This is a genomic window from Pseudomonas sp. HS-18 (genome assembly GCF_020401845.1).
In the GTDB taxonomy this organism is placed as follows: Bacteria; Pseudomonadota; Gammaproteobacteria; order Pseudomonadales; family Pseudomonadaceae; genus Pseudomonas; species Pseudomonas nitroreducens.
In genome coordinates this window covers 5,855,382-5,873,027 of the sequence record NZ_CP084413.1, presented here as the reverse complement: position 1 = coordinate 5,873,027, position 17,646 = coordinate 5,855,382, and the positions used below count along the sequence as shown (strand labels likewise).

At 61.9% G+C, this 17,646-nt stretch carries 15 protein-coding genes; 7 read left to right on the top strand and 8 right to left on the bottom strand.

Going from position 1 to position 17,646, the window contains the following annotated elements; all coding sequences use genetic code 11:
• Positions 1-139: 139 nt before the first annotated feature.
• On the top strand, positions 140-1,204 hold the full coding sequence (gene hemE, locus LDJ84_RS27325) for a uroporphyrinogen decarboxylase (protein ID WP_065327917.1): 1,065 nt from the start codon (positions 140-142) through the stop codon (positions 1,202-1,204).
• Positions 1,205-1,458: 254 nt separating this feature from the next.
• On the opposite strand, the gene gabP is transcribed toward hemE, so the two are convergent.
• Together gabP and LDJ84_RS27315 are read right to left on the bottom strand one after the other, a co-directional pair.
• Positions 1,459-2,850 (bottom strand): GABA permease, encoded by a 1,392-nt coding sequence (gabP, locus tag LDJ84_RS27320; protein ID WP_038803337.1) that lies wholly within the window; start codon positions 2,848-2,850, stop codon positions 1,459-1,461.
• Positions 2,851-3,093: 243 nt separating this feature from the next.
• The gene (locus LDJ84_RS27315) at positions 3,094-4,437 is read right to left on the bottom strand and encodes an MFS transporter (protein ID WP_226045617.1); all 1,344 of its coding nucleotides are present in this window, start codon (positions 4,435-4,437) and stop codon (positions 3,094-3,096) included.
• Between the two features lie 228 nt (positions 4,438-4,665).
• Here LDJ84_RS27315 and LDJ84_RS27310 point away from each other — a divergent pair, with 228 nt between their 5' ends.
• Positions 4,666-5,574 carry a LysR family transcriptional regulator gene (locus LDJ84_RS27310; RefSeq protein ID WP_024764137.1) on the top strand — a complete coding sequence of 303 codons (909 nt, stop codon included), beginning with the start codon at positions 4,666-4,668 and terminating at the stop codon, positions 5,572-5,574.
• 94 nt (positions 5,575-5,668) lie between these two features.
• Positions 5,669-6,436, top strand: coding sequence for a ParA family protein (locus LDJ84_RS27305; protein ID WP_024764136.1), 768 nt, complete (start codon positions 5,669-5,671; stop codon positions 6,434-6,436).
• A gap of 4 nt (positions 6,437-6,440) precedes the next feature.
• Here LDJ84_RS27305 and LDJ84_RS27300 read toward each other — a convergent pair whose 3' ends face one another.
• The 3 genes from LDJ84_RS27300 to trxC form a co-directional block, all read right to left on the bottom strand.
• The gene (locus tag LDJ84_RS27300) at positions 6,441-7,250 is read right to left on the bottom strand and encodes a universal stress protein (protein ID WP_024764135.1); all 810 of its coding nucleotides are present in this window, start codon (positions 7,248-7,250) and stop codon (positions 6,441-6,443) included.
• 76 nt (positions 7,251-7,326) lie between these two features.
• On the bottom strand, positions 7,327-7,773 hold the full coding sequence (locus LDJ84_RS27295) for a YiiD C-terminal domain-containing protein (protein ID WP_024764134.1): 447 nt from the start codon (positions 7,771-7,773) through the stop codon (positions 7,327-7,329).
• Between the two features lie 82 nt (positions 7,774-7,855).
• Positions 7,856-8,290 (bottom strand): thioredoxin TrxC, encoded by a 435-nt coding sequence (gene trxC / locus LDJ84_RS27290; RefSeq protein ID WP_226045616.1) that lies wholly within the window; start codon positions 8,288-8,290, stop codon positions 7,856-7,858.
• Between the two features lie 173 nt (positions 8,291-8,463).
• Between trxC and LDJ84_RS27285 the strand changes: the two genes are divergently transcribed.
• Genes LDJ84_RS27285 through LDJ84_RS27270 form a run of 4 tightly spaced genes read left to right on the top strand, consistent with a single transcriptional unit; the run spans position 8,464 to position 12,232 of the window.
• On the top strand, positions 8,464-9,438 hold the full coding sequence (locus LDJ84_RS27285) for a hypothetical protein (protein ID WP_226045615.1): 975 nt from the start codon (positions 8,464-8,466) through the stop codon (positions 9,436-9,438).
• 1 nt (position 9,439) lies between these two features.
• On the top strand, positions 9,440-10,072 hold the full coding sequence (locus tag LDJ84_RS27280; protein WP_065084678.1) for a DUF2997 domain-containing protein: 633 nt from the start codon (positions 9,440-9,442) through the stop codon (positions 10,070-10,072).
• Positions 10,073-10,594 carry a 4Fe-4S single cluster domain-containing protein gene (locus tag LDJ84_RS27275; RefSeq protein ID WP_065084677.1) on the top strand — a complete coding sequence of 174 codons (522 nt, stop codon included), beginning with the start codon at positions 10,073-10,075 and terminating at the stop codon, positions 10,592-10,594.
• 27 nt (positions 10,595-10,621) lie between these two features.
• The gene (locus LDJ84_RS27270) at positions 10,622-12,232 is read left to right on the top strand and encodes an AAA family ATPase (RefSeq protein ID WP_065084676.1); all 1,611 of its coding nucleotides are present in this window, start codon (positions 10,622-10,624) and stop codon (positions 12,230-12,232) included.
• 258 nt (positions 12,233-12,490) lie between these two features.
• On the opposite strand, the gene LDJ84_RS27265 is transcribed toward LDJ84_RS27270, so the two are convergent.
• From LDJ84_RS27265 to selO, 3 genes are all read right to left on the bottom strand, one after another.
• Positions 12,491-14,275 (bottom strand): methyl-accepting chemotaxis protein, encoded by a 1,785-nt coding sequence (locus tag LDJ84_RS27265; RefSeq protein WP_413247472.1) that lies wholly within the window; start codon positions 14,273-14,275, stop codon positions 12,491-12,493.
• Positions 14,276-14,780: 505 nt separating this feature from the next.
• A complete protein-coding gene (locus LDJ84_RS27260; RefSeq protein ID WP_038803338.1) occupies positions 14,781-16,058 on the bottom strand; it encodes a bifunctional O-acetylhomoserine aminocarboxypropyltransferase/cysteine synthase in 1,278 nt (425 codons plus the stop codon).
• 122 nt (positions 16,059-16,180) lie between these two features.
• Complete coding sequence (gene selO, locus LDJ84_RS27255; RefSeq protein ID WP_065084674.1) at positions 16,181-17,641, bottom strand: protein adenylyltransferase SelO; 1,461 nt, start codon at positions 17,639-17,641, stop codon at positions 16,181-16,183.
• Positions 17,642-17,646: the final 5 nt, after the last annotated feature.

The following is a 17,646-nucleotide window of genomic DNA, read 5'->3' as shown; positions in this document are numbered from 1 at the left end:
GGGCGAGGCAGAATGCCTTATCCGCCCTACGAGAATGGCGCAGCGACAAACTGTCGCGATGGACGAAAGGCACGGCACCCGCCGTGCCTTTTCGTTTGCGCTTTGCGAAAATACCCGCACTTTTTTGCCGGATGCCGTTATGACTGCCTTGAAGAACGATCGCTTCCTCCGCGCCCTGCTCAAGCAGCCCGTCGATGTCACCCCTGTCTGGATGATGCGCCAGGCCGGCCGCTACCTGCCGGAGTACCGCGCCACGCGCGCCAAGGCCGGTGACTTCATGAGCCTGTGCATGAACCCGCAGATGGCCTGCGAAGTGACCCTGCAGCCGCTGGACCGCTACCCGCAGCTGGACGCCGCGATCCTCTTCTCCGACATCCTCACCATTCCCGACGCCATGGGCCAGGGTTTGTACTTCGAGACCGGCGAAGGCCCGCGCTTCAAGAAGGTCGTCAGCACCCAGGCCGACATCGACGCCCTGCCGATCCCCGATCCGGAGAAGGACCTGGGCTACGTGATGGACGCCGTGCGCACCATCCGCCGCGAGCTGAATGGCCGCGTCCCGCTGATCGGCTTCTCCGGCAGCCCCTGGACCCTGGCCACCTACATGGTCGAAGGCGGCTCCAGTCGTGACTTCCGCAAGACCAAGGCGATGCTCTACGACAACCCGCAGGCCCTGCACGCGCTGCTGGACAAGCTGGCCCAGTCGGTCACCAGTTACCTCAATGGCCAGATCCTCGCCGGTGCACAGGCGGTGCAGATCTTCGATTCCTGGGGCGGCGCGCTGTCGGCGGCGGCCTACCAGGAGTTCTCCCTGGCCTACATGCAGAAGATCGTCGACGGCCTGATCCGCGAACACGAAGGGCGCCGCGTGCCGGTGATCCTCTTCACCAAGGGCGGCGGCCTGTGGCTGGAGTCCATGGCCAATACCGGCGCCGAAGCCCTGGGTCTGGACTGGACCTGCGACATCGGCAGCGCCCGCGCCCGCGTCGGTGACAAGGTCGCCCTGCAGGGCAACATGGACCCGGCGGTGCTCTATGCCAAGCCCGAAGCCATCCGTGCCGAAGTGGCGCGCATCCTCGGCGCTTTCGGCAATGGCACCGGCCACGTGTTCAACCTCGGCCACGGCATCACCCCGGAAGTCGACCCGGCCCATGCCGGTGCCTTCTTCGAGGCCGTGCACGAGCTGTCGGCACAGTACCACTGAGCCTGATGCCGAACTGAAAAGCCCCGCGGATGCGGGGCTTTTTCGTTTCTGGCTCCGGGGTTCGCGACCCGGCACCGGGCCTTCCGGCGTATCGCGAACCAACCTCGCACCGGCAAAAGCCAATCCGCGTGTGGGAGCGTACTCCGTCCGTGATCGGCCCGAACAGCAGAGGCTTTCCCCGACAACAAAAAAAGCCCCGCTTCACAGCGGGGCTTTTCGTTCCCTCATGGAGCATCAGGCCCCATCAGAGCGCGTCACGCGGCATCGCCCACCAGGCCGGCGGCGCGCTGGGCCTTGCGACGGTTGGACACCAGCAGGCCGGAGCAGACCACTACGACGGTCAGCAGGGTAGTGGCGACCACTTCCATGCGGTGATCCGGACGGATCAGCATGATCACCAGGGCGCCGACGATGAACAGAATCACCGCCCAGGTCAGCCAGGGGAACAGCCACATCTTCAGCTTCAGCTGGTGGCCCTGGGCGAGCAGCTTCTTGCGCATGCGCAGCTGCGACAGGGCGATCACCAGGTACACCAGCAGGGCGATGGCGCCGGAGCTGGCCAGCAGGAAGTTGAACACTTCGGCCGGGGCGAGGTAGTTGGCGAAGGTGCAGAGGAAGGCCATGGCGGTGGACAGCAGCACGGCATACACCGGAGTACGGCTGACGCTGGTTACCTGGGCGATCTTCGGTGCATCGCCGCGCTTGCTCAGCGAGTACATCATGCGCGAAGCGGTGTAGAGCGCCGAGTTCAGGCAGCTGGTTACCGAGACGAGGACGATGATGTCGACGATCAGCTTGGCGTACGGGATGTGCAGGTGTTCCAGCACGGTCTGGTAGGAACCCATGCTCACCAGGCGCGGGTCGTTCCACGGCACCAGGCAGACCACGATCAGGATCGACAGCAGGTAGAACAGCGCGATACGCCAGATTACCGAGTTGGTGGCACGGGTGATCTGCTGCTCCGGGTCCTTGGACTCGGTGGCGGCGATGGTGACGATTTCCGAGCCCATGAAGGAGAACATGGTGGTCAGCAGCGCAGCGAGCACGGCGCCCCAGCCCTTGGGCAGGAAGCCTTCGCTGGTCAGGTGGCCGATGCCGGAGACTTCGCTGTTGGGCGAGAAGCCGAAGATGGCCGCGCAGCCCAGCACCAGGAAGGCGATGATCGAGACGACCTTGATCAGCGCCAGCCAGAACTCGAACTCACCGTAGTTCTTCACGCTGAACAGGTTGGTCACGGTCAGCGCGGAGGTGATCAGGAAGGCCAGCACCCAGATCGGCGCGCCGGGGAACCACGCGTGGATGATGGCCGCGGCGGCGTTGGCCTCCAGCGGGATCACCAGGACCCAGAACCACCAGTACAACCAGCCGATGGTGAAACCGGCCCAGTGCCCGATGGCACGGTCGGCGTAGGTGGAGAAGGAGCCGCTGTCCGGCTGCGCGACGGCCATTTCGGCCAGCATGCGCATCACCAGGACCACCAGCAGGCCGGCGACCAGATAGGAAATCATGACGGCCGGGCCGGCTTCGGCGATGGCGTGGCCGGAGCCTACGAACAGGCCTGCGCCGATGGCGCCGGCGATCGAAAGCATCGTGACGTGACGATTTTGCAGGCCCTGGGAGAGCCCGGAGGTTGGGGTGCTGCTCATGCTTTACCTACAACTACGGAGGGAATTGCGTACTGCGGGAGTCGAGGTCCGTTTCAGGATTCCAACAAGTCGTTCGACATTGTGAACGCAAGGATCGCGCCACACTTTGTTACGACTTAAGTCGTAGGTTGGGAATTTATCCTACAACGCCCGCCTGGCAGGCGTTATCGGATATGAGATTAATGTCTTTGCACGACAGTTCCATGTCGTTTTCAGGAATGCACGATGTCGTGTGTGTAGAAACTACCCAGCTTTGTTGAGTGCAGGAAGGTCGCGCGGTAACACTGGCAGGCGTGCCAGGTGCAGGGCCACCAGCAGGCCGATGCCCAGCAGGCTGGCGATGAACAGGCCCACGCCGTTCCAACCGTACTGGTGCCAGAACAGCCCGCCAGCGGTGCCGGCGACGCTGGAGCCGACGTAGTAGCTGAACAGGTACAGAGAGGAGGCCTGGCCTTTGGCCTTCAGAGCGCGGCGGCCGATCCAGCTGCTGGCCACCGAATGCGCGCCGAAGAAGCCGAAGGTGAAGATCAGCAGACCGACCAGGACCACGGCCAGCGGTTGCAGCAGGGTGATCAGCACGCCGCCGAGCATCAGCGCGATCATCGCCCAGAGCACTTTGCGCCGGCCCAGCTTGTCGGCCAGCGACCCGACCCACGCCGAGCTGTAGATGCCCGAGAGGTAGACCAGCGAGAGCACGCCGACGATGGCCTGGCTCAGGTGATAAGGCTCAGCCAGCAGGCGATAGCCGATGTAGTTGAACAGGGTGACGAAGGCACCCATCAGCAGGAAGGCTTCGAGAAACAGCCAGGGCAGGCCGGCATCGCGGAAATGTCCGGTGAATCCCTCGATGAGCCGGCGTGGCTTGAGCGGTGCCGGACGGAAGTTCTTCGATTCGGGAAGGATGCGCCAGAACAGCAGCGCCGCGGCCAGGGCGAGCACACCCAGGGTGGCTAGCGCCACGTGCCAGTTCACGTAGTCCACCAGCACGCCGCTGATCAAGCGGCCGCTCATGCCGCCGATGGCGTTGCCGCCGATGTACAGCCCCATGGACAGCCCGATGTGTTGCGGGTGGATTTCCTCGGAAAGGTAGGTCATGCCCACCGCCGCCAGGCCGCTGAGGGACAGGCCGAGCAGCGCGCGCATGGCCAGCACGCCGTGCCAGGTCGGCATCAGCGAGCTGCCAATGGTAAACAGGGCGGCGAGGACCAGCGAAGCAACCATGATCGGCTTGCGTCCGATGGCGTCGGAGATCGGCCCGGTGACGAGCAGGCCGAAGGCCATGGTGACGGTGGAGATCGACAGTACCAGGCTGCTCTGCGCGGCGGTCAGGCCAAAGGCCTTGGACAGCACCGGCATCATCGGCTGCACGCAGTAGAGCAGGGCGAAGGTGGCGAAGCCACCGGAGAACAGCGCCAGCGAAGTGCGCATGAAGGCCGGGGTGCCTTTCTCTATGTAGGTTTCGATTTCCTCGACGACGCGTACCACGTCGCCGTTGGCTTCACGCGCGCTCTCGCGCAGATTCGCCAGCACCTCCGCCGGATCGTTGGCGGCTACCGGTTCTTGTACGACGGTCGGTTCGGCCGCCATGGGATGTTCTTCCCGCAAAGCCCGCAGGGCAGGTTGACTCACGACACACCTCAAGTAGATGACAGCAGAGGGCCTGGAATGACGGCAGGGTTCCGCGCGGCCAGGCAGGGAGCAGGTTGGTAGTCGTTATTGGGCTTGTGTGGAAAGGATAAGGAGCGGGCTTTATTATTTCCAATATATTAATCGACACGTTTGATTCGTTTTACGAATCACTTATGCGGAGGCGGAATGGAACTGCGACACCTGCGTTATTTCATCGCCGTGGCGGAAGAGCTGCACTTCGGCCGCGCGGCCGAGCAACTGGGGATTTCCCAGCCGCCGCTGAGTCAGCAGATCCAGGCGCTGGAGGAAGAGATCGGCGCGCGCCTGCTGGAGCGCACCAACCGCCGTGTGGCGCTCACCGAGGCCGGCAAGCTGTTTCTCGATGAGGCGCGGCAGGTACTGCAGCAGGTGGACCGCGCCGTGCTACTGGCCCGGCGCGCGCATCAGGGCGAGATCGGTGAACTGAAGGTCGGCTTCACCGCGTCGGCGCCGTTCACCTCCAGCATCCCGCGCGCGATTCTGGCGTTCCGCCAGGCCTATCCGGACGTGCATCTGGACCTGCAGGAGCTGAGCAGCGGGCAGGCGGTGCAGGCATTGCTGGAGGAGCGCGTACAGGTGGGACTGATTCGTCCGATCCCGCTGCCGGAAACCCTGGAGGCCGTGGAGCTGTTCAGCGAACCGCTGGTGGCTGTGCTGCGCGCCGATCATCCGCTGGCGCAGGCCAGCCAGGAGGGCCTGGAGTTCGCCGAACTGGCAGACGAGCCTTTCGTATTCTTCCCGCGCAGCTATGGCACGGGGCTCTACAGCCAACTGATGGCGCTCTCACGACAGGCCGGCTTCAGCCCGCGCATCGCCCAGGAAGCGGGAGAGGCGATGACCATTATCGGTCTGGTGGCGGCGGGGCTGGGGGTGTCGATGTTGCCGGCGTCGTTCCGCCGTACGCGGGTGGACGGCGTGGTCTATCGCACCCTGAGCGATCCGGGCGCTACCAGCTCGGTATGGCTGGTGCGGCGGCGCAACGAGACGTCACGCCTGGCGCAGTCGTTCTTCGACCTGGTGACCGAGGAAGTGAAGGCTCAGCACGGCGCGCGCTGAGCAGGGGCAAATATACCGGGCTGCTGCGCTCGCCCTTGTCATGGGCTTTGCATAGAATCCACCGGCACTCGATTGGTTCCTGGAGGGACGGCTCATGCGGCGTGTGGTGTTCAATCAGAAGGGCGGGGTCGGCAAGTCCAGCATCGCCTGCAACCTGGCGGCAGTGAGCGCAGCGGAGGGCCACCGCACCTTGCTGGTGGACCTCGATGCCCAGGCCAACTCCACCCACTACCTCACCGGTCTGACCGGCGAAGATCTCCCGGTGGGCATTGCCGATTTCTTCAAGCAGACGCTTTCGTCCGGACCTTTCAGCCGCAAAGGCAAGGTCGACATCTATGAGACGCCGTTCGATAACCTGCATATCGTCACCGCCAGTCCCGAGCTGGCCGACCTGCAGCCCAAGCTCGAGCAGAAGCACAAGATCAACAAGCTGCGCAAACTGCTGGACGAGCTCGGCGAAGACTACGACAGGATCTACCTGGATACTCCGCCGGCGCTGAACTTCTACACGGTTTCTGCACTGATCGCCGCCGATCGCTGCCTGATTCCCTTCGATTGCGATAGCTTCTCCCGCCAGGCGCTGTATGGCCTGCTGCAGGAGATCGAAGAGCTGAAGGAGGACCACAACGAAGACCTGGAAGTCGAAGGCATCGTGGTCAACCAGTTCCAGCCGCGCGCCACGCTGCCGCAGCAACTGCTGGATGAGCTGGTGGAAGAGGAGCTGCCGGTGCTGCCGGTCTACCTGATGAGTTCGGTGAAAATGCGCGAGTCGCACCAGGCGTGCACCCCGCTGATCTTCCTCGAGCCCCGGCACAAGCTGACCCAGCAGTTCGTCGAACTGCACAACCTGCTGGAAGCCTGAGCGGTTATTGGCTGATCAGCACATCGCAGGGTGGCCGGCGCAGGAAGTAACGCGTCGAGCTGCCCAGCATGGCTTGCTCGATGGCGCCGCGGCTGCGGCTGCCGAGTATCAGCAGGTCGGGCGACCACTCCCGCAGCGCCGTTTCCAGCGCCTGCTGGGCTGTGCCCTGTTGCACCGCGCAGAGTAGCTGCGGCCCCGTGCTCGGTACGTGCTTGCGCTCATCCTGCAGCGCCTGGCGCAGCAGTTCGCGCTGCGTCTCCAGGTGGCTGTCGGCGCGGCCGGCCTTCTTGCCCGGCTGGTAGGCGTTGAGCGCCAGCAGCTCGGCGGCGGGTTCCAGCAGGCGGTAGCCGGCGCGCCAGGCCTGGCAGGAGCAGTGCGACAGGTCCAGCCCAGCCAAGGCCTTGGTGTAAGGCGCGGCGGACTCTTCCACGGCGAGCAGGATCGGCGCGCGGCAATGCCGGGCGATGCGCTCCAGTGTGGTGCCGTCGAAACGCTCGAGCAGTTGCTGATGGTGCGCACCGATCACCAGCAGGTCGGCGCCCAGCTCCTGCACCGCCTGGGTGACGGTATTGGCGGCGCGCCCCTGGCGTATCACCAGTTGGTAGTCGGCGATGTCACTGGCGCGGGCTGCATCGCGCAATGCCACTTCAGCCGCTTCGCGGACGGTATCCATCATGCGGTCGGGGAAGAATTCCTCGATGACGTGCAGCAGCGTGACGCTGGCCCCGTGCTGGCGCGCCAGTTTTGCAGCGCGCCGCACCGCGATGTCCGCCTCGACACTGAGGTCATGGGCGACGAGCAGGTTCCTGTACATGGTGGGTTCCCTCTATGGCGCTTCCACTGTCGCGCCACATAGGAAATTTCACCTTGATGCAGGGCAATGGCTCGATTCAGCGACTGCGCAACTGATAGATGGCATGGCTTTCGGCGACGACATTGCCTTCTTCGTCCTTCAACTGCAGGTCGAGGACGAACTCCGCCTTGCCTTGGTGCGTCGCCTCTTCGCCGATACGCTGGATTTCGGCTTCAGTGAGCTGCGCATCGACGGTCACGTCACTGGCGGCGGGGCGCAGGAAGCGCAGCCCGGCTTCCTTGACGATGGGGTAGAAGCGCCGCGCATCGAAGCTGGTGAGCATCAGTACGCCACCGGGCAATTCGGCCACGGTGAACAGCGCGCCGGCGTACATGTTCTGGATGTGGTTCTCATTGCCCTTGAGCGGCATGCGCAGGCGCACGTGGCCAGGCTCCAGCACTTCGGCCTTGAGGCCGGTGCGCTTGACGAAGGCGATGTGCTCTTCGGTGAGCTGGCGGATGAAGTCTTCGGGGTAGGAAGGCATGGGCGTGCTCCGTTTTTTGCCCAAGCCTAGCCCGCGTGTGCGGTCTGGCAATGACCGCACCGATTGACCGAAACGCTCGCCGTCAGATGCCCTGGCGCGACAGCCAGTCGAGCAACTGCGGCAACGGCATCGCACCGCTCTGGCGCGCCACTTCCTGGCCATTGCGCAGCAGGATCAGGCTGGGAATCGAGCGAATCCCCAGGTGCGTGGAGAGGTTCGGGTTGGCGTCGCTGTCCAGCTTGGCCAGACGCACCTTGCCCGACAAGCGCGCCGCCGCTTGTTCGAACACCGGCGCAAAGCCCTTGCACGGCCCGCACCAGTCGGCCCACACGTCCACCAGCAACGGCAGATCGCCCTTGGCCTGGGCGGTGAAACCGGCTTCATCAAGGTCGAACGGCGTATCCAGCACGATCGGCGCCTGGCAGCGCCCGCAGCTGGGCGAGTCAGCCAGGCGCGCGGCGGGCACGCGATTGAGGCCGTTGCAGTTCGGGCAGGGGATGATCAGGGAATCGGACATGGTGGGGCTCCAGAGGCTGTGGGGAGCTAGGTGGTGGCGGAGGGAGGGATTATCAAGCGGCGCCAATTCATAACATCAAGTAGCATCGAGCAGCGAGTGGTTTTAAAGTAATCCCTTCATTACGCGCTTCGATATCAACAATAAAAGGTTTGTGAATGATAAAAACTATCCCCATGTGGAAGATGTTGCTGGCAACCAAGGGCAAGATGGCGGGGCTTGCAGTTCTCGCATTCCTGCCTGTCTTGATTGTTGGCGCTGCATGGATGTTTCTTGAGGGGCTGCAAACCGGGCAAAAGCGGCAAGCTGTAATGGGGGTTGTTAGTCTGGTTTTTTTTGCTGCATGTGCGCTGGGGTTGGCGCCTTCCAAGCAATATATTCCCGGAAAAACTTTTTTGGCTTATAGAAATAAAAAGCTCAGTATGCAGAAGGCCATAAACTACGGCTACGGCGTCATGGCTTTTGCTGTTTTGGCTTTTGTGATTCTTTCGCCGGCGGATACGATAAAGGCAATACTCTTTGCGTTGGTAGGAGTCTTTGCTCTTTATGTTCTGTCAAAAAGTTTTAAATTCCATGCGGATGTTGATTTCTCGACAAATGAATACCTGGCAAGCGCCTTGGGGGTCTCTGTAGGCGAGAAGGTTCTGCTCAGTTATCAGAATTTCAATGCCAACGAGGTTGAGCAAGGGAGTAATGCCTTTGCCACAACGGCAACAACGTTGATTGTGGCGGTATTTGATGGGGGCTCCTGGAGAAAGATGAGGCGAGATCTTAACCAGATTTCGCACATTGGTATCATTGGTAGTGAAGAGCAGAATTACTGTGTCAAATTGAATTTCAGTGATGGCCTCCATGTTTTGTTGTGCATTGGTCTGTATGACAAGCTCACATCAAATCCAATTCTGGTAATCAGAAGGCTGCTGGAGGTAATTGATGCAAGTCTGCTTGGCGGTAGTGATGCGCCGATGGCAGCGCAGAGGCGTCGTGTAGTGGTCAATGCCGGCGCTCCAGTCTCGACGCCAGCCGCTTCTGCGCCCGAAGCCATGTCTGCATCCGCGGCACCGATACGCAACATCGAGCTGAATTCTGAGGTGTTAATGGCAATCCAGGGCGCCGAAGAAGTCGTTCCTAGACGAAGGCTGGAGCTTTGATATGTCGCATTGCACAAGGTTTGAATTTTCTTATGTCAATGAGGACGCCATTGCTAAAGCGTTCGGCAAGATGGGGATCAACCCGGAGACAGATATAGTTTTCCTGTATCCCAGCGAATTCAGTAAGAAGGTATTGAGCAAAGTCGGCTATATGGGCAGTCAGCAATTCAGAGCGGTGTGTGGTCGAGCCGCTGATGGATTCAACCTATTTGTTTGCCAGATTGAGGAGAACTCCTACAGGCTCCTTATCGAACGCGACACTGTTTCGGACGGAGACGAGGCGATCAAGGCCGATTTGGCGTTGAGCTTTCAGAAAGCCTACATCAGCGTAGCCATCGATGAAACCATCAGGCGCATAGAAGCTTCAGGTGTTCCCGCCAGAACGAAAGAAACTCTTCAAGGGTTCGAGATTGAGTTTGGACCGCAGTACGAATACAGCATCCATGTGACCTTTACGGGCGACGAAGTAATGGAGGAGGTGCGTGGTGTGAAAGGCGATATTTGCACAAAGCTTACCGAGGAGCTTGAAGCGCTACTCTCCAGTCCTACTGCGGAGCTGGTGACCGAGTGGAAGCCGGAATATACCGTCGTTCACGAGGAGCAAACCCTTCAAGTTCTCAGTGCGAATCTCTAAATGCATATCAACGTACACCACATGGAGTTGAGTTGCGTTAATGGTCCTGGGTTGCGCTTGACATTATGGGTGCAGGGTTGTGCATTGAATTGTAAAGGGTGTTTCAATCAGCGGACCCATGCTCGCGAAGCGGCTACGCTGATGTCTGTCGAGGCATTGGCGCAGAAGATAAATGCACACGACATCGCCGGGGTTACCCTCTCCGGAGGGGAGCCGCTGGATCAGGCGGCAGCCCTGGAGCAATTGATCCATGCCGTCAATGGCGAGAAAAACTGGATACTCTATACAGGCTATACACCAAAAGAAATATTCCAGAATGAAGCCATGATTCGTGTCGTTAAAGCCGTAGACGTGACGCTGGCTGGCCGGTATCGGCATAACGCGGAACATCCCTATCAGTACAAGCAGATCATCAAGGCCAGTGACAGAGTCGATCTTGATTTTTTCCGTACTAGAAGAGTTGTCGAATTTGTTGTTTCAAATTCCAGTGTGACCAAGACCGGTCTTCCGATGCATATATAATTCAGTTCAGGCACAGGGATATTAGGCATGAACCGCACCAAGCAGATAACTGATTACCTAAAGGCTCGCTATGCGATTCTGGTCATCGAGTCGTTCGAGGAAGAGCGCGCACTCAGTGAGATTTCTGAGATCGCCAAGGCGCTTGGCCATCGTTTATTCGTGTGGAACTCGACCCAAGGCGTGCAGATAAATGGCTCCGTGGCTGGGGAAAAAACCTTCGATTTGAAGGTGGCCTTGGATTTTTGCGAAGAAAGAGCAAAAGAAGAAAACAGCAAGAGTATCTTTGTTTTTTGTGATGCCCATAATTATCTTACCCCCAGTTCGAACCCCGTCTATCGTCGTCGACTTCGAGATTTTGCCATCAATATTCGCTCGCGCGGATATCGAAGCAATTGCATTATCGTGGCGCCTAGCTTTGAAATTGCCACTGACCTTCAAAAGGAAATCACGCTGGTTGATTTTCCTTTGCCGTCACGCGACGAAATCACGGGTCAGGTCAGCAAGTTCATAAGCTCCTGGCAAGGCAATGAAAATATCAAGATTGATCTGCCGAGCGATGCCAAGGAAAAACTCATCGATGCCGCGTTGGGCCTCACGGAATTGGAGATTGACAATAGCCTGTCCCGTTCATTGGTATCGAGCCTGAGTGTCAATGAAAACACCGTTAAAGACCTGCTTTCCGAGAAGAAACAAATTATACGGAAGACAGGTATCCTGGAGTACATTGACTCAAAGGTGAATCTTGACGACGTCGGAGGCTTGGCAACCCTCAAGAAGTGGCTCCATCTGCGCAGTCAGTGTTTCGGTCAGGCTGCCCAGGAATTTGGTGTCGGAACCCCGAAGGGATTGCTCTTGACCGGGGTTCCCGGTTGCGGCAAGTCGCTTACGGCGAAGTGCGTTTCGTCGTCCTGGAACATGCCGTTATTGCGCCTGGATATGGGGAAAATCTTCCAGGGACTGGTTGGCTCTTCAGAGTCCAACATTCGTTCCGCGCTACGCACCGCCGAAGCGATTTCGCCCTGCATCTTATGGATCGATGAAATTGAAAAGGGGCTTTCCGGTTCTTCCGGCGGTGCGTCCGATGGGGGGGTGGCGTCGCGTGTATTCGGCACGCTATTGACCTGGATGCAAGAGAAAACGGCGCCGGTCTTTGTATTTGCTACCGCTAACAATATTGGCAGCTTGCCTCCGGAACTATTGAGGAAGGGCCGGTTCGATGAAATATTCTTCGTTGACTTCCCGTCAACATTGGAAAGAAAGAAGATTCTTGAAATACACCTGAAGAAATTGAAACGTGACCCGGCGAAGTTTGACTTGGACCTGTTGTCTGCTCTGGGGGGCGAATCGAATTTTGGTAAGGATGTTGTGCTATCGGGGGCTGAAATCGAAGCTTGGGTTGGGGAATCGCTGATCGAGGCGTTCTCACGGCGAATGAGCGGTTCTGGCGATGCCAGCGACCTGACGATGGCTGATTTTGAAACCACTATTTCCCGCATGGTCCCCATGAGCAAAATGCGCAAGGAGGAATTTGCGAAGCTTCGTGAATGGGCGAATCAAAATGCGATTAGCGCCTCGGCTATGGTGGCCGGCCAGAATGGTGCCGAAACTCAAGTCGGCGGCAGGCAAATCGACTTTTGAACGACGATGATTCATCAGTGCGTCAGCGTTGTTGCGCCAATCGCGGCGGAGGGTTCGGCCGGTAGAGTGACAGTGTGAGCATTCCTGCTGCTTCACCCGTTGGTTTGTCTCTAAGCCGGATCGGCCTCGGTGCGCTGCGGGGGTGCGACGGTGATCCTGACGACGCGCTGGCCGAGGTTGTTGTCGCTGGAGTGCACAGCAAAGCGTAAAGCTTGCAGCGCGGACCGATGGCCGCTGGGGATCCAGCGGCCATGGGCGTCAGACGCGGAAGTGGCTGACCAGGGTTTGCAGTTGCCCACCCAGGCGCGCGAGTTCGACGCTGGAGGCGGCGACTTCTTCGTTGGCCGAGGCGGTCTGTTCGGAGACGTCGCGCACATTGACCACGCTGCGGCTGATTTCCTCGGCCACGGCGCTCTGTTCCTCGGCAGCGGTGGCGATCTGCTGGTTCATCGCCTGGATGTTCGACACGGTGCGGGTGATCTCGCCCAGTGACTCGCCGGCCTGGCGGCTGAGGGCGACGCTGCTGGCGGTGAGTTCGCGGCTGCCGAGCATGACGCTGGAGACCTGGCGGGTGCCGCTCTGCAGGCCGGCGACCAGGGCTTCGATTTCTTCGGTGGATTGCTGGGTGCGCTGGGCCAGCCCGCGTACTTCGTCGGCGACCACGGCGAAACCACGACCGGCTTCGCCCGCGCGGGCGGCCTCGATGGCGGCGTTGAGGGCCAGCAGGTTGGTCTGCTCGGCCACCGACTTGATCACGTCCATGACCTTGCCGATCTTCTCGCTCTCCTGTTCCAGGCGCTGCATGGCCTCGGCGGAGCGTTCGACTTCCTCGGCGAGACGCTCGATCTGCTCCACGGCCTTGTTCACCACGCGGTCGCCGTCCTGGGCCTGGTGGTCGGCGGCGGAGGCGGCCTGGGAGGCCTGCTCGGCGTTGCGCGCTACCTCCTGCACGGTGGCGGACATCTCGTGCATGGCGGTGGCGACCTGGTCGGTCTCGACCTTCTGGGTGTTCGCGCCGGCGCTGGTCTGCTCGGTGACGGCGGAGAGCTCTTCGGCGGCGCTGGCGATCTGGGTGACGCCGTCGCGGATGCCACCGATCAGCTCGCGCAGGCTCTGGCTCATGCGCTGCATGCTTTGCTGCAGGCGGCCGAGCTCGTCGCGGCGGGTGACCTGGACGGTCTGCGACAGGTCGCCGGCGGCGATGCGGTCGACCACAGCCATGGTTTCCTGCAGCGGGCGGGTGATCTGGCGGGTGATGATCAGCGCGGCGATGCCGCCCAGGACCAGCGCGAGCAGGGTGAACAGGGTCTGCAGACTGCGGGCGCTGGCGCTTTCGGCGTCGCGGCGATCGAGTTGCAGCTGGTAGAGATTCTCGCTGATCTTGACGATGTCCTGGCCCTGGGTGGTCATTTCCTTGCGCGCCTGGACGATGGCGGCCATGTTGCCGCGCAGGGTGGTGACGGCATCGCGATAGGCGCGCAGGGCAGTGCCCAGTTGCTGGACGTACTGCGCTTCGGCGACGCCGAGGACGCTTTCCAGGGCCGGCAGGCCGGCGATGCTTTCGTCCAGGCCGCGGGTCACGCCGTCACCGTTGCTGGTGAGGGCCGTGGCCAGGTAATCGCGTACGTCGTAGCGGGCCTGTAGCAGGTCTTCACGGGTGCCGGTGATGGCCTGGAAGCGGGTGGCGCGCTCTTCGTCCGCGGGGGCCTTGAGTACGTCCTGCTGGATGGTCGCCGTCAGTTCGGCGGCGCGCGTGGCGTTGTCCTGCAGGGCGCCTCGGGTGATGCCGGCGCTCTGGTAGCCGGCGCGCATGGCGGCCAGGGATTTCTCGTAGTCGGCGATGACGCCGCCGAGTTGGTCGAGCAGGCGCACGTTCTCGGGGCTGACGAAGGAGGCGCGCAGTTTCTGCTGCTGCGCCTTGAAGTCGGCCAGGGTGGACATGACGTTGGCAGCTTCCTGCTCGGCGCCGTCGGCGATCATGTACTGCAGGCGGGTGATGCGCAGCTTGGTCAGGCGCGAGTTCAGCTCGGTGATATCGCTCATCCAGTTGCTGCGGTCGATCAGCGAGCCGAGGCCGACCCAACTGACGATGGCGAGGATGGCGGTGAAGGCGAGGACCAGGCCGAAGCCCAGGGCCAACTTGAGATTCACGCTCAGGTTGGAAATCCAGGTGTTCATTGACGATCTCCAGGAAAGGTTGTGTGAAGTCAGGCCGTTCGGAGATTGTTCTTGTTGGGGGCCAGGGTGGCGAACCACGTCCAAGCCCTATCGGCAGGATCGGACGGAACCGTATGGTCACGGGCGAAAAAAGTTATCCGCCGGCCGGCGCCTGGAAGGCGGGTCGGAGAGGAATGGGCGGGGAAAGGCGGACGAAATCCCTGTTCGCTTGCGTGCCGCTGGGTGCGGTCGCGCTCTGGCTTGCGGCGCTGCGCGGCATTCTACGGAAAGGCCGGTGGGCTCGTCTGCAAAATGATGGCAAAGAGATATTGCAGGGGCGCTGACCCGCGAATGAGGCGCCGGCCTGGCGCCTCATTCGGTTGCCACGGGATCAGGCCTTGGCGGCGTCAAGCGCCTGGGCGAGGTCGGCGAGGATGTCGTCGATGTGCTCGATGCCGATGGACAGGCGCACCATGTCGCGCGGTACGCCGGCCTTCTGCAGTTCTTCGTCGTTGAGCTGGCGGTGGGTGGTCGAGGCCGGGTGGCAGGCCAGGGACTTGGCGTCGCCGATGTTGACCAGGCGCACCACCAGGTTCAGCGCATCGATGAAGCGCGCGCCGGCTTCCTGCCCGCCCTTGATGCCGAACGAGAGGATCGACGCGGGCTTGCCGCCCATGTAGCGCAGCGCCAGTTCCTGCTCGGGGTGGTCGGCGAGACCTGCATACTTCACCCAGCTGACCTGCGGGTGGTCCTGCAGGTATTGCGCGACTTTCACGGCGTTCTCGCAGTGGCGCTCCATGCGCAGGGCGAGGGTTTCCAGGCCTTGCAGGATGAGGAAGGCGTTGAACGGCGAGAGCGCGGCACCGGTGTTGCGCAGCGGCACGACACGGCAGCGGCCGATGAAGGCGGCGGGGCCGAAGGCTTCGGTGTAGGTCACGCCGTGATAGGACGGGTCGGGCGTGTTGAGCAGCGGGAAGCGTTCCTTGTTCTCGGCCCAGGGGAATTTGCCGGAGTCGACGACGATGCCGCCGATGCTGGTGCCGTGGCCGCCGATGTACTTGGTGAGCGAGTGCACGACGATGTCCGCGCCGTGTTCGAACGGGCGGCAGAGGATCGGCGTGGCGACGGTGTTGTCGACGATCAGCGGCACGCCGTGGCGGTGCGCGGCGTCGGCCAGGGCCTGCAGGTCGACGATGTTTCCGGCCGGGTTGCCGATGGATTCGCAGAACACCGCCTTGGTGCGTTCGTCGATCAGCGCTTCGAGGGCGGCGATGTCGTCATGCGGCGCGAAGCGGGTCTGGATGCCGAAGCGCGGCAGGGTGTGGGCGAGCAGGTTGTAGGTGCCGCCGTAGAGCTTGGCCACCGAGACGATGTTGTCGCCGGCTTCGGCGACGGTCTGGATGGCGTAGGTGATGGCGGCCATGCCGGAGGCCACGGCCAGCGCTGCCACGCCGCCTTCCAGCGCGGCCACGCGCTCCTCCAGCACCGCGTTGGTGGGGTTCATGATTCGCGTGTAGATGTTGCCGGCGACCTTCAGGTCGAACAGATCGGCGCCGTGCTGGGTGTCGTCGAAGGCGTAGGAGCTGGTCTGGTAGATCGGCACGGCCACGGCCTTGGTGGTCGGGTCGGGGCTGTAGCCGGCGTGGATGGCCAGGGTTTCCGGTTTCATTGTTCGAGCGTCCTTGTGGCAGAAAGCCCCGAGGATGCGAGCGGCGCCCGGCCCCGGTCAATGACCGGGAGCAATCTGGCCAGGGCGTCGCTAGATCGCTTTTGGCTGAGCTTATAACCGGCTCAGGAGGAGCAACTGATCTCCAGATGCTTGCCCCAGTCCGGCGGACGGCGGGTGAAGGCTTCGGCGTCGGGCTGCTCTTCGAAGGGCCGGCTGAGCACTTCATGCAGGCGGCGCACGACGCTGAAGTTGCCCTGCTCGGCGGCTGTGATGGCTTCCTGGGCGAGGTAGTTGCGCAGGACGTAAAGCGGGTTGACGGCGTGCATGCGCGCGCGGCGTTCGTCCTGGCTGCCGCCTTCGCGCTCGACGCGAGCGCGGTAGTCGGCAGCCCAGGCGTCGAAGCCGGCCAGGTCGACGAAGTCGTCACGCACCACGGCCAGCGCCTGCTCCGGCGCCTGCTCACCGAGGCGGCGGAAGAACAGCGAGTAGTCCACCGCGCCTTTCTGCATGCTCTGCAGCAGGCGCTGTACCAGCTCCAGGTCGCCATCCTCGGCAGTGGTGAAGCCCAGGCGCCGGCGCATCAGGTCCAGGTAGTGGGCCTGGTACAGCGGCAGGAACAGGTCCAGCGTGGCGCGCAGGTCATCGACTTCGACGAAGTGCACCAGCGTCTGGCCCAGCGCGGCGAGGTTCCAGTGGGCGATGGGCACCTGGTTGCTGAAGGAGTAGCGGCCGGTGTCGTCGGAGTGGTTGCAGATGTGGTTGGCGTCGAAGTCGTCGAGGAAGGCGTAGGGGCCGTAGTCGAAGGTGATGCCGAGGATCGACATGTTGTCGGTGTTCATCACGCCGTGGCAGAAACCGTAGGCCTGCCAGCAGGCGATCATCTGCGCGTTGCGCTCGACCACTTCGCGGAAGAATGCCAGGTAGGGCTTCTCGTCGTTCAGGCTGTCGGGGAAATACTCGCGCAGGACGAACTCGCCGAGTGTCTTCAACTGCTCTTCCTGCTGGGTGTAGTAGAAGTACTCGAAGTGGCCGAAGCGCACGTGGCTGGGCGCCATGCGCAGCAGCATGGCGCCGGTTTCCCGGGTCTCGCGCCACACCGTGGTACTGGATCCGGTGACGCACAGGGCGCGGCTGCTGGGGATGCCGAGGGCGTTGAGGTATTCGCTGGCGAGGAACTCGCGGATCGACGAGCGCAGCACGGCGCGGCCGTCGCCCATGCGCGAGTAGGGGGTCTGCCCGGCGCCCTTGAGGTGCAGGTCCCAGTGCTCGCCTGCAGCATTGACCACTTCGCCCAGCAGCAGCCCGCGGCCGTCGCCCAGGCGTGGGTTGTAGGAGCCGAACTGGTGCCCGGAATAGACCATGGCGCGCGGCTCGGCTTCTTCCCAGAGCTTGTGGCCGGCGAAGATTTCCGCGAACACCGGGGTATCCGCCTCGCTCGGGTCGAGATCGAGCAGGGCCATGGCCGAGCGGCTGGCGACGACCAGGCGCGGGTCGGCGATGGGATCGGGCAGGACTTCGGTGGAAAACACGTCGCCCAGGCGGGCGAAGCGGTTATCGAAGGCGAGTTCGTCGAGCTTTTTCACAGGCT

Excerpts from the sequence above, each read along its gene's own strand:
- LDJ84_RS27260 (WP_038803338.1), bottom strand. The coding sequence starts at position 16,058 with ATGAAACCGGAAACCCTGGCCATCCACGCCGGCTACAGCCCCGACCCG.
- gabP (WP_038803337.1), bottom strand. The coding sequence starts at position 2,850 with ATGAGCAGCACCCCAACCTCCGGGCTCTCCCAGGGCCTGCAAAATCGT.
- LDJ84_RS27280 (WP_065084678.1), top strand. The coding sequence starts at position 9,440 with ATGTCGCATTGCACAAGGTTTGAATTTTCTTATGTCAATGAGGACGCC.
- LDJ84_RS27295 (WP_024764134.1), bottom strand. The coding sequence starts at position 7,773 with ATGCCTTCCTACCCCGAAGACTTCATCCGCCAGCTCACCGAAGAGCAC.
- LDJ84_RS27285 (WP_226045615.1), top strand. The coding sequence starts at position 8,464 with ATGTGGAAGATGTTGCTGGCAACCAAGGGCAAGATGGCGGGGCTTGCA.
- trxC (WP_226045616.1), bottom strand. The coding sequence starts at position 8,290 with ATGTCCGATTCCCTGATCATCCCCTGCCCGAACTGCAACGGCCTCAAT.
- LDJ84_RS27305 (WP_024764136.1), top strand. The coding sequence starts at position 5,669 with ATGCGGCGTGTGGTGTTCAATCAGAAGGGCGGGGTCGGCAAGTCCAGC.
- LDJ84_RS27315 (WP_226045617.1), bottom strand. The coding sequence starts at position 4,437 with ATGGCGGCCGAACCGACCGTCGTACAAGAACCGGTAGCCGCCAACGAT.
- LDJ84_RS27300 (WP_024764135.1), bottom strand. The coding sequence starts at position 7,250 with ATGTACAGGAACCTGCTCGTCGCCCATGACCTCAGTGTCGAGGCGGAC.
- LDJ84_RS27275 (WP_065084677.1), top strand. The coding sequence starts at position 10,073 with ATGCATATCAACGTACACCACATGGAGTTGAGTTGCGTTAATGGTCCT.
- hemE (WP_065327917.1), top strand. The coding sequence starts at position 140 with ATGACTGCCTTGAAGAACGATCGCTTCCTCCGCGCCCTGCTCAAGCAG.
- LDJ84_RS27270 (WP_065084676.1), top strand. The coding sequence starts at position 10,622 with ATGAACCGCACCAAGCAGATAACTGATTACCTAAAGGCTCGCTATGCG.
- LDJ84_RS27265 (WP_413247472.1), bottom strand. The coding sequence starts at position 14,275 with ATGAGCGATATCACCGAGCTGAACTCGCGCCTGACCAAGCTGCGCATC.
- LDJ84_RS27310 (WP_024764137.1), top strand. The coding sequence starts at position 4,666 with ATGGAACTGCGACACCTGCGTTATTTCATCGCCGTGGCGGAAGAGCTG.